Source organism: Pseudomonas sp. 10S5 (assembly GCF_035019745.1).
Lineage (GTDB): Bacteria > Pseudomonadota > Gammaproteobacteria > Pseudomonadales > Pseudomonadaceae > Aquipseudomonas.
The window spans coordinates 324653-340036 of the sequence record NZ_JASJVL010000004.1 but is presented as its reverse complement, the minus strand read 5'-3'; the positions used below and the strand labels follow the sequence as shown (position 1 = coordinate 340036).

Sequence of the window (15384 nt, the reverse complement as noted above, 5' to 3'; positions counted from 1 at the left end):
ATCAAAATGAAGCTCAACGGCTTGAGTCCAGTGGCATACAGAACTCAGGCCGCGTAGCTTATTCAATCACTGTCCAACATTTGGGGCGCAGTTCAGAGTCCTATTCAGTTGCCCCATTCTTGTCTCGACGACCGCCTTCTAAAATTTTTTTATAAGGAAATCCAATGCCATCTCTTTTTGATCCGTTAAACATCGGCACCGTCTGCGCGCCAAATCGCATATTGATGGCACCGCTAACTCGTGGTCGTGCGACCCGTGAGCACGTACCCACCGAATTGATGATTGAGTATTACTCCCAGCGAGCCAGCGCCGGTTTAATCATCACCGAAGCAACTGGCATCAGTCAGGAAGGTTTAGGCTGGCCGTATGCGCCAGGAATCTGGAACGACGAGCAGGTTCATGCTTGGAAGCAAGTTACAGACGCTGTTCATCAGGCGGGCGGGCATATTGATCTGCAATTGTGGCACATGGGTCGCATCGTCCATCCAAGCTTTCTCGACGGTGCTCAGCCAGTTTCATCGTCGGCTACAACGGCGCCGGGCAGCGCACATACCTATAACGGCAAACAACCCTACGCATTGGCCCGGCCGTTGAGTATTGAGGAAATCAACCGCCTACTTGATGACTACGCCCAGGCTGCTAAAAATGCTATGGCGGCAGGGTTTGATGGTGTGCAAGTGCACGCTGCTAATGGCTACCTGATTGACCAATTTCTACGTGATAACACTAATTTTCGAGAGGATGAATACGGCGGGTCGATAGAGAACCGCATTCGTCTTTTGGTTGAAGTTACTCAGCGAGTCGCCGACACAATTGGCGCCGAGCGCACTGGAGTGCGGTTGTCGCCCAACGGGGACTCCCAGGGTGTCAATGACAGCAATCCGCAAGCCCTGTTTGGTGCCGCAGCGTCTGCCCTCGACAAAATTGGTATCGCTTATCTAGAGCTGCGCGAGCCGCCATTCAATGGCACCTTTGGCAAAGCTGATCAACCACCTATTCATCCGGTGATTCGCAAAGCCTTTAGCCGCGCGCTGTTTTTGAACTCTGATTACAGCTTTGAACGCGCCCAGGCTGCGCTGGCAGCAGGCGAAGCCGATGGCATTGCTTTCGGACGTCCGTTTCTTGCCAACCCTGACTTGCCGTATCGGTTCGCCAACGGCTTGCCACTGAATGCTGACGTCATGCAGACCTGGTATAGCCAAGGGCCTGAAGGCTACGTCGACTATCCTACAGCCGAAGATTGAGCCAGTCGCAGTAAGAAAAAGCGAGCCGTGCTGTCTTAAACCGCTCGCTTTTTTGCCTGTGAATTTTGTATTGCACCCCACACGCCGTCGATAGAACTCATTGAATCGAGTACAAGCGAACCTCGGTATCACCTACCTTTAATTCTTGTTCTTTGCTCCAGTCGCTTGGGATCGAGCGAAATTCATCGGGTTGGTAGCTTCCACTGACCAGCCATACTCGCCCCGTACCCTTGGGCATAACCTGCAGGCGATCAACGTAGATTTTATCCGCGTGCTCGTCGACCAATGTACCGAAGCCGTAGGCATTTGGACGTCCTGAAGTACCGTCCGGCAGCGAAGGCGTATAGAGCAAGGGCTGTACGCCGGTCTTGTTGTAATAAACGTAGCCGAAATACCAGAACAGATCGCTAACCACAATGCGGTCCCCCGCAACGAAGTTTTGATTGACATAGCTGACCAGAACGTCGAACTGATCGTTGTCTACGCTGTAATCGTTCTTTAGGCCGACCATTTCAATGCCCAATACCGCGACCAACAGGCCAATCGCCAGAAAGCGAAAGCGTCGTTCGAGCTGATCAATAGCAACCGCCAGCACCAAAGGTAAGCCAATAGCAGAAAACATTAAGTAGCGCTCGACCAGCAGTGGTGTAACGAAAGACACCGCAAAAATCACTAGCAGCGGTAGAAAGGTATACGCCACCAGTAACCCGTTAAACCGGTAGTGACTGCGGTCTTGCACGACAACCATGATGGCGATTGCCGCGATTGCCAGCGGCACTAATACATACAGCGCAAACCAAACGTCAGTACCGTCCTTTAACGTCAGAAATTGCCAGATTGCAGACGGTAAAGAGTCCAAGGTGACAGGCGGAATCCAGCCTACATCGCCGCCTACGCGCAACTGATCGAGGTGAGTCAACTGCCCGAGCAAACTAGGAATCCACGGCGCATACAACACCACAATTGCGATGTTTGTCACCCACCATGCTGGCCGCGAGATCAACTTGAGTTTGTCCTCAGACTTACAGCGCAGTGCTAACAGATAGAACCAGTGGGCCAGTACGCATAGGCAGGTAAAGTAATGCGTATAGAAGCTGGCAGTCATCAGCAGCGCATAGATGACCAAATAACGGTGCCGATTGGGATTTTTGACCCAATAAACCAAGGCCACGGTCGCGCCCATCAACCAGAAACCCATCAGAGAGTACATCCGCACTTCTTGGCTGTAGCGCACGGCAATGGGCATCAAGGCCAATAACATTCCACCTAGCACCGCCGCCCTGGGGGTTGTGATTAAGCGCATCAACCAGACCGCGAGTCCTACGGTGGCGATACCGGGTAAAGCGCTCATGGCGCGAATCGAAAAAATACCGTTGCCGAAGATATTCATCCAGGCATGCAGTATCAAGTAATACAAAGGAGGGTGAACGTCGTGCGCGCTGTGATACCAAGTCTGCGCAGGTGAGTACTGACTCATTAGCAGGCTGGAGCCTTCGTCACACCAGATAGCCGTCTGGATTAAACCGTAAAAGCGCGCGATAGATGCCAATGCCAAAATCGGGACGAGCCATAACGCATGTATCCACAGGCTATGGGTCGATAGTGACGAGCGTCTGGTTCCTTCTAGCTGATGGCTATAGAGGGCCTCCCCTAGCTCATAATTTCGTTGTAGCTTCATCCGCCCTCCACCCAAGCCATCAAAATGGTACTGCCATACTCGCCATATCAAGGATTCAAGGCACGGCGCTGCGCATAGCAAATGCGCAGGTAATCGTCACCGACAACGTCTCTGCTGGCTTTGCCGCGATGGTACCTGCGCAGTTATTCCAACGTCCAACTGAGAATAGATTTAACCCGTCCAGGTCACACGTAATGCGCTATTGAGGCTTAATTTCGGAACAAGTTCCGAGCAAATCCATCGAACATGCGCGATCCCATACGTAAACAAGCTTATTTCCAGTCCGACTAAGCGTAGGTACCTTTATCGAGCCGGTCCGCCTAATGTGAGGTAGCGCAGATTGGCCTGTCACGTTGGCCGAGCTTGAACCCTATTACGCCGCGCCGAAGACAAGATGGGCGTGACACGCACCAACGACGTTCCGGGTTTGCCTGGCAACAACAATTTCAAAGTGCTGTACAACGGTGCGAAAAAACTCTGCTACACCGAATGTTCCACTGGGCACATGGCGATCAACAACGCACCTCGGGCCGGTCGAGCCTCATGCCAGCAGTTGGGCTTCTGCTTCCAGGGCTGCAAAATGGGCGCGAAGTGGTCAACGCTTTACACCGAAATCCCCGCCGCTGAAGCCACCGACAAACTTGAATGCGTACCCAGGCCCAAGTGCTACGCATTGAGCAAGACGACAAGGGCTTAGCCAGCGCGGTGGTCTACGCCGACGCCAAAGGTCAACTGCATCGGCAAAAAGCACGGGTGGTTGCAGTGGCAGGTAATGCCATGCCAGCAACCGTGTCACCGTTAATGACCAATCCAAAGACCAGTTCGGCATGCCGGTGGCCAATGTCCATTACGACGATCACCCGAATGATCTGGCCATGCGCGAGCATGCGTTCACCCACGGCGAAGCGGTATACAAGGCGGCGGATCTAATGGCGTTGGGGCGTACTTAGTTATCACGTTTAATTTAAGAATGCGTGAGGACTTCGTTACGGCGAGCGCTCAACAATGGAGACCAGTTAGCGAATAACTAACGGCGTGCAACCCACGTTGTACGCTGCTCAAACCCAACGTTCGAAAGGAAGTTCTCATGAAAAAATTATCCGTAGTCGTATTGTCCATGTGCATGGCTTTAGGTGCTGTTGGTAGCGCCTTCGCAGCCGATACCACCAGCGGCGATGCGATGAGCAAGGACAGTATGTCCAAAGACGCCATGAAAAAAGACAACATGAGCAAGGACAGCATGTCCAAAGACGCTATGAAAAAAGACAACATGAGCAAGGACAGCATGTCCAAAGACGCTATGAAAAAAGACAACATGAGCAAAGACAGCATGTCCAAAGACGCCATGAAGAAAGACAACATGAGCAAGGACGAAGCCAAAGACCCAATGTCCCACTGATTTGTTATGCAGGAGCCAACGTGTTGGGGAGCAGGCTTAATCAGGTTCAGTGAGCCTCCCCTAGATTAAGTTGGTTCCTGCAAATAAATGTGATTGCACAGTGGACATCAACTCCTTTTTGTACAGGGCAACACGGTACTCAGTATTAGAATTTAGCGTTATTTGAAATCCCGACTACGCACCTCCAGCCCAGTTAATAGCGGTGTCAGATCCTGCAAGCGTTGGGCGATCAAGTGACGAACACCGTCTTTGGTTTCCAGGCGACCATAGACCTGCAACAAGCGTGAGTTCACCAACACACGACGTTGGCGTTCGGCAAGGTCGTGCCAGACCACCACGTTGATCATCCCGTGTTCATCTTCAAGAGTGACAAAAATCACCCCGCTGGCGGTTTGAGGACGCTGTCGACCCGTCACCAGTCCTGCGGCATTGATGCTGCAGCCGTGCTCAATACTGATCAGCTCTCTTGAGCTGCGGCATCGTCTAGTAGTGAGTTGAATCCGCAGCAAAGCCAATGGATGCGGGCCGAGTGTGGTTCCGAGCGTATTGTAATCGGCGTAAAGGTCTTCGCCCACGGTGGGTAACGGCAACAGCACCTGAGGTTCTTCGGTGGCCGCTTGCTCGGCGAACAGTGGTCGTTGCGCTTCCACACCAGCCACCTCCCAGCGCGCCCGATGCCGATGACCGAGCAAACCGCGTAACGCCCCGGAGTCGGCCAATAATTCTCGGGCATGAAGGTCTAAACGGGCGCGTCCGCACAGGTCGCTGGCATCGACAAACGCCCGCTGTGTTCGAGTGTGTTGGATACGCTGCGCGTCTTCCTCACGAAATCCTCGAACCATGCGCAGGCCAAGGCGAATTGCCAAGTCCCCTGTGCAGGGTTCAAGTGAACAATCCCATTCGCTGTAACGCACATCCACCGGCCGTATTTCAATTTGATGACGACGTGCGTCCTGCAATATTTGATCGGGGCTGTAGAAACCCATGGGCCAACTGTTGATCAGGGCGCAGGCAAAGGCCGCTGGTTCATGGCACTTGAGCCAGCAACTGGCGTACGTCAGCAAGGCAAAACTAGCGGCATGGGACTCCGGAAAACCATAGCTGCCAAAGCCTTTGATCTGCTCGAAGATATGGTTGGCGAATTCCAGGGTGTAGCCATTCTTGAGCATGCCTTCGGTCAAGCGCTTTTGATGCGGTTCAAGCCCGCCGTGGCGTTTCCAGGCAGCCATGGAACGGCGCAATTGGTCCGCCTCCCCCGGCGTGTAATCGGCAGCGACCACCGCCAATTCCATCACCTGCTCCTGAAACAGCGGCACGCCAAGGGTGCGTTCGAACACCGCTTTCAGTTGTTCAGAGGGATAGGTGATTGGTTCTTCTTTATTACGCCGCCGCAAGTACGGATGCACCATGTTTCCCTGAATCGGTCCCGGTCGAACGATGGCCACTTCGATAACCAAATCGTAGAATTTTTTGGGTTTCAAGCGTGGCAGCATGGCCATTTGCGCCCGAGATTCGATCTGGAACACGCCCACCGTGTCAGCACGGCTGATCATGTCGTAGGTGGCGACGTCGTCTTGTTCAATGGTCGCCAATGTCAAGTCATAACCCCGGTAGCGGCGCACTAGATCGAACGTTCGTCGCAAGGCGCTGAGCATGCCCAGTGCCAAAATGTCGATTTTTAGTAGCCCAACCAAATCCAGATCATCCTTGTCCCACTGAATAATAGTGCGGTCAGCCATGGCTGCGTTTTCCACGGGCACCAGGGTTTCTAACGGGTGTTCGGAAATGACGAAACCGCCCGGATGCTGGGACAAATGCCGAGGAAAACCGATCAATTCTCCGGTCAGAGCCAAGACCCGGCGCAGGATCGGGCTGTCGGGCTCGAAACCACATTCACGCAGGCGTTCGGGCGGCGGCAGGTTATCGCTCCAACGGCCAAAACAATCAGCCAGTGCATTAATCTGGTCGGGTGGCAAACCCAGTACTTTGGCTACATCTCGAACTGCCCCGGAACCGTGATAGGTGCTGGCCACGGCAGTCAGCGCTGCTCTGCCTCGGCCATAGCGTTGAAACACATACTGCAAGACTTCTTCGCGACGCTCGTGCTCAAAATCGACATCGATATCCGGCGGTTCGTTGCGCTCTTTGGACATAAAGCGCTCGAACAGCATGTGGCTCACCGATGGGTTTAACTCGGTGATGCCTAAGGCAAAACACACGGCTGAATTAGCGGCTGAACCCCGGCCCTGACACAGAATGGATTGGCTACGGGCGAAGCGGACGATATCGTGCACGGTCAGGAAGTAGCTTTCGTAACCCATTTCACTGATCAGGCTCAATTCGCGCTCGATGAGCGTGCGCGCTTTTTCGGGCATACCGCCGGGCCAGCGGCGAAGCACACCCTCTTCTGTCATCTGCCGTAGCCAAGTGGCCGCAGTATGGTCTTTGGGCACTAGTTCATGAGGGTATTCATAATGCAGCTGGCCCAGATCGAAGTTGCAGCGCTGGGCAATGCGCGTTGTTTCTGCCAACAATTGCGCCGGGTACAGCTCTGCCAATTGCGGTAGTGAACGTAAATGCCGTTCGCCGTTGGGAAATAAGCGATGCCCGGCTTCAGCCACGGTGGTGTGATGACGAATCGCCGTCATGGTGTCTTGCAGGGCGCGTCGACCACGAGCGTGCATGTGGACATCGCCACTGGCCACAGCTGGAATGTTCATTAACTCGGCTAATGCCAAGAGATCGTTCAGGCGCTGAGCATCATCAGGGCCGCGATGCAATTCAACGGCGAGCCATAACCGCTCGGGAAACACGCTGTTCAGCCAATGACCATGCTCTAGACAGGTTTCACTGAGTAAATCCGGTAGCCAGAGCGCCAATAAGCCCTTTAACGGCTCGTAGAAATCTTCACGCAACAGGCGATACTCGCCCTTCTTGGCGCGACGCCGACCGACAGTGATCAACCGGCAAAGGGCCTGATAGCCGCTGAGGTTTTCTACCAGCAGCACCACTGCGGGGCCATTTTCGACGCGCATTTCGCTACCGATGATCATTGGCAAACCGGTTTTCCGCGACGCTTGCCAGGCGCGGACAATACCGGCCAACGTGCATTCGTCGGTAATCGCCAGCGCTTGGTAACTGTGGCGCTGGGCACGTTCGAACAATTCCTTGGCGCTGGAAGCTCCACGTTGAAAACTGAAGTTACTCAGGCAATGCAGCTCGACATATTCAGTGGTCACGGTCGTCATGCAAACCATCCCTGTAATTGCAAGGTGCCGTTTTCCCCTACCGTTTGATAGACCCAGGCACGCTGACCGGAGCGGGTTTCCACCAGAAAATAATCGCGCCGTACATCGCCACCATCCCACCAACCGGACTCGATACGCTCGGGGCCCGCGAGAATACGCACGTCCGACTCGCTCAGCGGCACCGGCTCACGCAATAACCAACCCGGACGCAGAGCCATCAGCAGCGGTCCAGAGGATTTGGTTTCAATGCTCGGTTGCCAAGCGCATTCGGGACGGTGATCGGCATGGGCACGCAAACCGTTGACCGCTTCATCACCCAATCGCGCTCGCAACCGTTCGCGCAGTTGCTCCCAAGGCATTGCCTGCTGAGCACGCTCATCGAATAGCTCACGGCGTGCCGGTATAAAGCCCGGTAGATCACGGGCCAGTAAACGCACCGCACGTACGGGTGATGGGACTTGTATTCGCTCTAGCCGCTCCCGGGCCAACTCAAACAGCATTGCGGTATCACGCTCGGCGCTGAGCAACCCGACCGGCACCACCGTGTCTTGACCCTCAACGTGCTCAAGATGAATCGCAAAGCGCTGAACGCCGCTGTCACGTCCGGCAAGGAACACCGCAAGATCAGAAATCAGACGCTTTAGCGGGAACAACAGTGCCTGATGGGATTCGACATCGAAATTCAGCTCGATACGGGTATCAAAAAAATCGGGTGGCCGGTAACACTCCAGCGTCAAGGCTCGCTCGCCCAGCAGAGTGTCCAGATGCTGTAACACCTGAACCGGGAAGCGCCGCGCCAAGGTATTACGAGGCAAGGCCAGCACGCTCTGCAGTGTGCGCAAACCCATGCGCGAAAAAGCGGTGGACACTTCCCGACTGAGGCCAACGCGGTCGATCGGCATCGGCGCCAAGGCTTCGTACAGCGATTCGCGGGTGGTCACGGCAAGACCATCATGCACATTGGTCAACATCCGCGCCGCCGCTGGGTTGGGTGCGACCACGATTCGATGATGAAAACCCAGGGCATTCAACTCGTCCCGCAGACGCTTTTCGAACACCGTCCACGGTCCAAACAGGCCCAGACTGGATTCGATTTCCATCATCAATACCCGAGGGTATTTCAAGCTGACCTGGGAACTGAACCGGTAGGCCCAGGCCGCCAATAACCGTTGCCAACGGTCGATATCGGCCGGCTCATATTCCACCGTCGCAAAATCGCGGACCAATGCCTGCGCGGCCGCCAACGATTGTCCGGCACGCAGGCCCAACGCCCGCGCAGACGGATTGACGGTCTGCAACATGCGACGTTGGGGGCTACCGGTCAGCAGCGCCAACGGTTGGTCAGGATCGGCGCGACGGCGCATCACGCCGTCGAGCGCCAACTGTGGCAGCAAGACACAGGCCCAGAGCATATGAACCTCAATAATCGATGGAGAACGGGATGGGTGACGTTGGCGTTAGTCCGCCCCGGCATTTGAGAACGCGCAACTGCCGAGGTCGCACATCTATGGCAACTCGTAACGCCGCCGGGGACGGGTTTAATGCTGCGTGAGCAGGTCGACATGCGAAAGCCAGTGTCTGGCCGGTTTCAGCAGCGACTTGCAGTCGACGCAATGCACGATCATCCGCCTGCTTTTGCGGCGGCCAGCACACCACAGCGCCACAGCTGCCGGAACGCAAACATTGCTCGGTCGCCCACAACGCATCGCGAGGACTGGTATCGACCATCGTCAGCCAACGCAAATCAATACCCGCCGCTTGCCAGGCATGGGGATATGGCACATAGGGCGGCGCTATCAACACAATGCGTTCGCCTTTGTCCGCCAACCGCTTGAGGGTTGGCCACAGTAGTTGCAATTCGCCGCTGCCGTCGGCGACTACCAGAATTTCGCTCAGGGCCGAAGCTGGCCAGCCGCCAGTTGGAAGCGCTGCATCCAGTGCAGCGTGCCCGGTGGGTTGTGAGCTGATGGGAGGCGTGATGGACCGGCCTTTCCAGACCCGACGGTCGTCCAGCAGCGCATCGAGACTGACCACTGCGCCCATCATTCGCGCCTGACCAGACCGCAGTAAACGCCTTCGATGGCGAAGTCCTGGGTCGGCGAAACCACAATGGGTTGATATGCGGGGTTGCGCGGTAGCAAACGAAACGTCCCGGCACGGGTTTCCAGGCGCTTGATGGTCACTTCTCCGTCCAGCCGAGCAACGACGATTTGCCCATCCTTGGCCTCAGCACTGCGTAGAACACCCACCAGATCACCGTCGAGAATGCCGTCTTCGATCATCGAATCACCCTGCACCCGCAACAGATAGTCCGGCACCCGCTGAAATGTCCCGCGCTCCAGCACCAACGTGTCATGCAGGCCGATGTCCGGCCCTATTGGCGCACCCGCCGCCACCCGGCCCAACACTGGAATTTCGATCATCTCGGGGCGTTGGCGAGTGCCCGCGTGATGTAAGACCAGCCGAATACCGCGAGCTTGATTAGGGGCAACCTCAATCAAACCGGCTTCAGTCAGGGCCACAATATGTTTGCGCGCTACGCTACGTGAGGCAAAGCCAAAGGCTTCGGCGATTTCAGCCAGGCTCGGGGACTGACCTTGCTGCACGATACGCTCGCGGATAAAGGTCAGAATGGCGGTGCGTCGGGGGGATAAGTTCATGGAGTACATTTGTACTCCTTTCGTGATTTTCTTGCTAGCACCTCTTATCGGTGACGACCATTCAGACCGGGCAAATCGGCGACCTGTTGTTCAAGCCTTAGCCAAAATTTACTCCAATCCATTGCAGCATGGCGCAAATCAGCAACCCCACATGCCCGATACACACAGAGTTTAACGACGGCATCAAATCACAAACTTCGCCACCATCCCGTTCAGGTCAAGCGCCAATCGGGACAATTCGTTGCTGGCTGCGCTGGTCTGGTGAGCACCGGCAGCGGATTGGGTGGCGAGATCACGGATGTTCACCAAATTGCGGTCAACTTCACGCGAGACTTGAGCCTGTTCTTCGGAGGCGCTGGCGATAACAAGGTTGCGTTCATTAATGTGCGATATTGCAACCGTAATCTGTTCCAGCGCCACGCCAGCAGCACGAGCCAGCTCTAACGTTGACTGGGTGCGATCGGTATTTACCAGCATCGATTGCACGGCTTCAGTGGTACCGTTTTGAATCCCGGCGACCATCTGCTCAATTTCCTGGGTCGACTGCGCAGTCCGATGAGCCAATGCGCGTACTTCGTCAGCCACCACCGCAAATCCCCTACCCGCTTCACCAGCACGCGCCGCTTCGATGGCCGCGTTCAAAGCCAGTAAATTGGTTTGCTCGGCAATTGAACGAATGACGTCAAGCACCTTGCCAATATCGCGCCCTTGCACCGCCAAGCCTTCGACCAACAACGTCGTGGTTTGCACGTCCTGGGTCATAGCTTGTATCGCCGAGACCGTTTCCACTACACGATCGCGGCCTACGCAAGCGGTCTGATTGGATTGCTGCGAGGCTTCAGACGTGGAGACTGCGTTGCGTGCAACCTCTTCAACTGCGGCAGTCATTTCATTAACCGCAGTGGCCGCCTGCTCGATTTCGTTGTTCTGCTGTTGCAAGCCACGGGAGGCCTCGTCCGTGACCACACTTAGTTCCTCGGCAGCCGAAGCTAGTTGGGTCGCAGAGCCGGAAATGTGCTGAATGGTTTTACGCAGGTTCTGCTGCATGACTTGCAATGCAGTCAGTAGACGGGCTGGTTCGTCGTGGCCGTCGATGAGTACGGTCTTGGTCAGGTTACCGCCCGCAATGTCTTCAGCCACCTGCAATGCCCGCGTCAACGGGACGACAATGCTACGGGTCAACAACAACGCCAGTAAAACGGTTAACAGCGCGGCGCCGACCGCTACGACAATCACCATGATATTCGCATTATTGTACTCAGCCGTTGCGGTTTCCATAGTTTGCTTCGACGAGTTTTTATTCATGCCGATCAACTGTTTGAGTTGATCGCCAATTAAATCTGAATCGGCTTTCATCCGCGAGTTGATAACGCTGCGCGCTTCTTCAAGTTTTTCAGCACGCGACAGTTCTATCATTTGAGTTTGGGCATGGAGATAGCTGTCTAACGTGGCGCTAAAAGCTTTATATAAAGCAGCCTCCTCGGAAGTCATCGGCAAGGCGGCGTAGTCGGTTTTAGACCGTTGCAGTTTACGCACCAGATCGTCAATGCGACCGGTGCTTTCTTGTAACATAGCCGGTTCGCGATTGAGCAGCATTCGAAAGGAAGTAACGCGCAGGCGGAGTACGTTCTCCGTCACATCACCGAGCAACGTAACGCTGGGCAGAATGTTGAATTGCATTTCGGTGGCCGCCTGGCGAATCACGGTCATGCGGTTCAGCGCAAACACTCCGAGACCTATGAGCAATACAGCTATAAAAGCAAATCCGAGAAACGCGCGTGGTGCGATGTTCATATTTCTTATTGTCACGGGCAGTTCTCGATAAGGTAAGAAATCAGAAACGTTTTATGCACGGGTCATTAATGAGCCCGTTCCGTTCTAGTTGTTTTTAACTCTCTATTGCTTGCGGACTATTCGTTTGAATGTATCCGCATAAACCTAACGGTTTATCGCGTGATGAGTGTTGCGCACGCTGATATAAATACAACGAAAAAGCAGTGAGCGGCGGACTTCAAGCTTTCCAACAACATTACTTGTAGCGACTTTTATCGAGTCGCGCCACCGATTTATATTCCGCCCTTAAACCTGAGCGTCCCGAGGTGTTCTAAGCCACCCCGCGCAAGGGTCTAACCGGGAGAGCGAATCGATTGGGAGTGCTTTCATAACGAATATCCAGCGGCCAGAAGCAGTCATTTGAATGCCAAAACAAACCTTAGAAATATAATTCAACCCATATGAATGACAGCCAATGTTTTTATTGACGCTTGCAGTGAAGAATACTCATGAGAAAACGTCAGAGATTTGACCCGCGTCATAGAATCGAAAAAGTAATTTCAGTCCTGCAAAAAAATCGTTTCGGCCAGCTTATCGGAGTGCTATTTTTAGTGACCTGACGGATCGGCGCAGCGGATGCGTAGCCTTTGCATTGGGCTAGAGACTTGCTCGATTGAATAGGTGGGCCGTATGAACAAAGTAACGTTCCCTAATGCCTGTCAACTGATGCGCTGGCACTTTCACCCCGTCGGGTTTGAAGCCAGCATGGACTCACCCAGCAGCATGGTCGCCCGCCTATTTCATCGCGCCACAGGTGAAACGATCATTGCGATCGCTGCCATTCCCTGCGCAACCGTCATGGACGTTACTGAGGTCGAGCGCATGATCGAGGCCATTGAGTACGAACTTGAATTCTTCGTACCCCCTCAGACGTTAAAAGTGTCCTGAAGCGGCTTCACGCTTTCTGAAGATTAACCTTCTCTCCTGTCGTCGAAAAAAGGCTTGTTACCCGTAATTTTGTCGGACGCTTTGGGAATCATCGCTTTGTCTGCGGCGCCCGCGCTGCTGTTCTTTTCGATATACCAATAGCAATGTCTCACGGCGCGGGTAATGGCAACGTATGCAAGTCGCAGTATTTCGTCCTTCTGGGCGGAATCGAAAGGATCTGCATCGCCCTCCTTACCCAATCCCGCCAAGCGATAGGCTTGGTTTTTGAACGGTGATTGCGTCAAATGCTGGCAATCTCCGAGTAAAAATACAGCGTCAGCCTGCAAGCCTTTGGAGCTGTGATAGGTCAATTGTTTGAAGCGTCGCGACGCAGCCGGTAACCCAGAATCGTAATTAACCAGCGACTGTAAGGCGTCGGAGAACTTGGCTTTTTCATTACTTTTCCGGTACAGCAACAAAATAGAGTCCCCGTCGTTGTAATGTTGGATCAAACGTTCGGTAAGTTCGTCGTCATCACGGTCCAGCACTGTGACTGGCAACAGTTCTTGAACCACGCCACCCGCCTTGGCTTTTTTGCCGGCAATTGCTGGAGCGCTACGGACGATGTGCTCAGCGGCGTCAATAATGTGCTGATGACTGCGGAAGTTATCAATGAGCATCACCTTTGTCGTGGCAGGCGATGCGAACTCCTTGGCGAACTCCATGAAGTATTTTGGAGAACTGCCGCGCCATCCGTAAATCGACTGCCAATCATCGCCTACACAGAGTAACGACGAACGTTGCGCCACCCGGCCCACGTGCAGCGCCGGACCACGACTGCGTATCTCCCGCAGGCTGGCACGAATCCAGGAAACGATTTGTGGCGAAACGTCTTGGAACTCATCGATCATTAAGTGCGACAGCGGCCGCAGCAGCTCATCGCTAATCTGTTTGAGATTCTCCGGTGACGTCTCGCCGAACAAGGCAAACATTCTGTTGTAGGTCATGACCGGTGGTGTTTGCGCCAGCAGGTGCCCTTCGAATGCTTTCCAAAACAGACTCAGGGCTTCAAAGAAATACCGATCCGGGTCATTGGCGGCAAAGCTCATCTGTGCCACGGCGGCGGGTACATCCAGGCCCAGGTTCTCAATAAAGCTGGCAGCGGCGACAAATCCATCCAGCACGGGGGCCGCGCTCAATTCACCTTTCACCTTGTAGTCGAAACCCGGGCCGGCCACTGCCGCCCCCGCCAATGACTGTAAAACGCGTGTGGCGGCATCGTAATTCTCTAGCCATATCACAGGCTTGCGACAGAAAGCTTGAAACAGTGTGCGCTTGATCAGCCATTCAGCCCAGATCGGCAACTTTGCCGACGACCGCTTCATCTGCTGGTTTTCAGACGGGTCAAACCCGAGCACCACCCAGGCGTCAAGTTCGGCAATGTAGCCATGGAAATGAAACGAAAAGCCATTTATTTCAACGGTTTGACGCATAGGCTCAATGCCGTTTATAGGCCATGCGTTGGCGTGGATCCACAGGTCTTCAATGGTGTCGCACAGCGCTTCGTCGCGCTTCGCGGAGAGTTCGGTCACAACGACGCGTTTTTGCACGTCGGGATGCTCACGGTCGAGTTCCTTGAGTTGCAGGGCGTGGCGAAGCAGCTGTGCCATGACCTCCCGAAACCGTTCGTTAATCGCGTACAGATCTCGATAGCACAGGTTCAATTGCTGGCGTTGGGCGTCATTGATTCGCAAATCGAAGGGGTTGCTGTCTGCGCCTTCTTCCTGGCCTGCCGACACCGCTTGGTTACTGAGATTCTCGAAAGCCCGCAATTGACTGAAACCCGGCATGCTGCGCACCAGCGGCAAAATCCGGGAGTGAAAAGTCCGCACCAGGTCCCGGCCTTCTTTCACGCTGAGGGTGTGACCCCAGAGTCCCATAATCTCGATCAGCTTATTAATGAAGTCTTTGCGCGACTCACGGGTGAAGGTCACCACCGTCATCGAACTGAGTTCAAAGCCCAGGTAGTGGCTCAATAGCAGGATGCGCAATACCAACGACGTTGATTTCCCCGCGCCGGCACCGGCAATTACATAGGTGGACGGCGTATCGCTGAAGATCATCTTCCATTGCGCGGCACTGGGCTGAACTTGATGTGGAAGCTTCAGCACCACATCGGCTTTGATGCGTTTTTTCAGCTCCGGCGTCAGGGCCAGGCGCCAGTCATCAAACAGGTGATCATCAATGCGCGGCCCACGGTGTTCGGTGGGCCGAGTGTCGCGGATCAGCAAAACCTGCCGCCCTTCTTCCTCGCCATCCAGCCGGCCCTCCGCGTAACCTTCAGTCATGCCTTGAGCATGGCCGTTGAGGTAGCCATCGGCATGCCCTTGTGACCAGGACGGCACGTGTTGCGCGCTCAGCTGACTCAGGCTGCGGCCCATGAGTCGCGCCAGCA

General features: G+C 54.6%; 10 protein-coding genes and 2 pseudogenes. 4 read left to right on the top strand and 8 right to left on the bottom strand.

Annotated elements, in window-relative coordinates:
• The first annotated feature begins 164 nt into the window (after positions 1-164).
• Entirely contained in the window at positions 165-1244 is a 1080-nt protein-coding gene (locus QN378_RS06370; protein WP_322203496.1) for an alkene reductase, read from the top strand.
• Between the two features lie 97 nt (positions 1245-1341).
• On the opposite strand, the gene QN378_RS06365 is transcribed toward QN378_RS06370, so the two are convergent.
• Positions 1342-2922: a glycosyltransferase family 39 protein gene (locus QN378_RS06365; protein ID WP_322203494.1), complete on the bottom strand. Its 1581-nt coding sequence runs from the start codon at positions 2920-2922 to the stop codon at positions 1342-1344.
• Positions 2923-3260: 338 nt separating this feature from the next.
• Between QN378_RS06365 and QN378_RS23540 the strand changes: the two are divergent.
• Positions 3261-3866: pseudogene (locus QN378_RS23540) on the top strand (GMC family oxidoreductase N-terminal domain-containing protein); the annotation flags it as partial.
• Between the two features lie 143 nt (positions 3867-4009).
• Positions 4010-4321: a pentapeptide MXKDX repeat protein gene (locus QN378_RS06350; protein ID WP_322203487.1), complete on the top strand. Its 312-nt coding sequence runs from the start codon at positions 4010-4012 to the stop codon at positions 4319-4321.
• Between the two features lie 158 nt (positions 4322-4479).
• Here the strand turns inward: QN378_RS06350 and QN378_RS06345 are convergent, their stop codons facing one another.
• From QN378_RS06345 to QN378_RS23535, 6 genes and pseudogenes are all read right to left on the bottom strand, one after another.
• Positions 4480-7578: an error-prone DNA polymerase gene (locus tag QN378_RS06345; protein ID WP_322203486.1), complete on the bottom strand. Its 3099-nt coding sequence runs from the start codon at positions 7576-7578 to the stop codon at positions 4480-4482.
• The gene (locus QN378_RS06340) at positions 7566-8981 is read right to left on the bottom strand and encodes a DNA polymerase Y family protein (protein ID WP_322203485.1); all 1416 of its coding nucleotides are present in this window, start codon (positions 8979-8981) and stop codon (positions 7566-7568) included. Before QN378_RS06340 ends, QN378_RS06345 begins: the two co-directional genes overlap by 13 nt.
• A gap of 7 nt (positions 8982-8988) precedes the next feature.
• Positions 8989-9612 (bottom strand): translesion DNA synthesis-associated protein ImuA, encoded by a 624-nt coding sequence (imuA, locus tag QN378_RS06335; RefSeq protein WP_322203483.1) that lies wholly within the window; start codon positions 9610-9612, stop codon positions 8989-8991.
• Complete coding sequence (gene lexA / locus QN378_RS06330; RefSeq protein ID WP_322203481.1) at positions 9612-10238, bottom strand: transcriptional repressor LexA; 627 nt, start codon at positions 10236-10238, stop codon at positions 9612-9614. Before lexA ends, imuA begins: the two co-directional genes overlap by 1 nt.
• A 174-nt stretch (positions 10239-10412) precedes the next feature.
• Positions 10413-11507, bottom strand: a complete 1095-nt coding sequence (locus tag QN378_RS06325; protein WP_407074049.1) for a methyl-accepting chemotaxis protein — start codon at positions 11505-11507, stop codon at positions 10413-10415.
• A gap of 36 nt (positions 11508-11543) precedes the next feature.
• Positions 11544-12023: pseudogene (locus tag QN378_RS23535) on the bottom strand (MCP four helix bundle domain-containing protein); the annotation flags it as partial.
• 669 nt (positions 12024-12692) lie between these two features.
• On the opposite strand from QN378_RS23535, the gene QN378_RS06320 reads away from it, so the two are divergent.
• Positions 12693-12950, top strand: coding sequence for a DUF1652 domain-containing protein (locus tag QN378_RS06320; protein WP_322203478.1), 258 nt, complete (start codon positions 12693-12695; stop codon positions 12948-12950).
• A 23-nt stretch (positions 12951-12973) separates the two neighbouring features.
• Here QN378_RS06320 and QN378_RS06315 read toward each other — a convergent pair whose 3' ends face one another.
• A complete protein-coding gene (locus QN378_RS06315) occupies positions 12974-15370 on the bottom strand; it encodes a UvrD-helicase domain-containing protein (RefSeq protein ID WP_323546458.1) in 2397 nt (798 codons plus the stop codon).
• Positions 15371-15384: the final 14 nt, after the last annotated feature.

Excerpts from the sequence above, each read along its gene's own strand:
- imuA (WP_322203483.1), bottom strand. The coding sequence starts at position 9,612 with ATGGGCGCAGTGGTCAGTCTCGATGCGCTGCTGGACGACCGTCGGGTC.
- lexA (WP_322203481.1), bottom strand. The coding sequence starts at position 10,238 with ATGTACTCCATGAACTTATCCCCCCGACGCACCGCCATTCTGACCTTT.
- QN378_RS06350 (WP_322203487.1), top strand. The coding sequence starts at position 4,010 with ATGAAAAAATTATCCGTAGTCGTATTGTCCATGTGCATGGCTTTAGGT.
- QN378_RS06345 (WP_322203486.1), bottom strand. The coding sequence starts at position 7,578 with ATGGTTTGCATGACGACCGTGACCACTGAATATGTCGAGCTGCATTGC.
- QN378_RS06320 (WP_322203478.1), top strand. The coding sequence starts at position 12,693 with ATGAACAAAGTAACGTTCCCTAATGCCTGTCAACTGATGCGCTGGCAC.
- QN378_RS06340 (WP_322203485.1), bottom strand. The coding sequence starts at position 8,981 with ATGCTCTGGGCCTGTGTCTTGCTGCCACAGTTGGCGCTCGACGGCGTG.
- QN378_RS06315 (WP_323546458.1), bottom strand. The coding sequence starts at position 15,370 with ATGGGCCGCAGCCTGAGTCAGCTGAGCGCGCAACACGTGCCGTCCTGG.
- QN378_RS06325 (WP_407074049.1), bottom strand. The coding sequence starts at position 11,507 with ATGGAAACCGCAACGGCTGAGTACAATAATGCGAATATCATGGTGATT.
- QN378_RS06365 (WP_322203494.1), bottom strand. The coding sequence starts at position 2,922 with ATGAAGCTACAACGAAATTATGAGCTAGGGGAGGCCCTCTATAGCCAT.
- QN378_RS06370 (WP_322203496.1), top strand. The coding sequence starts at position 165 with ATGCCATCTCTTTTTGATCCGTTAAACATCGGCACCGTCTGCGCGCCA.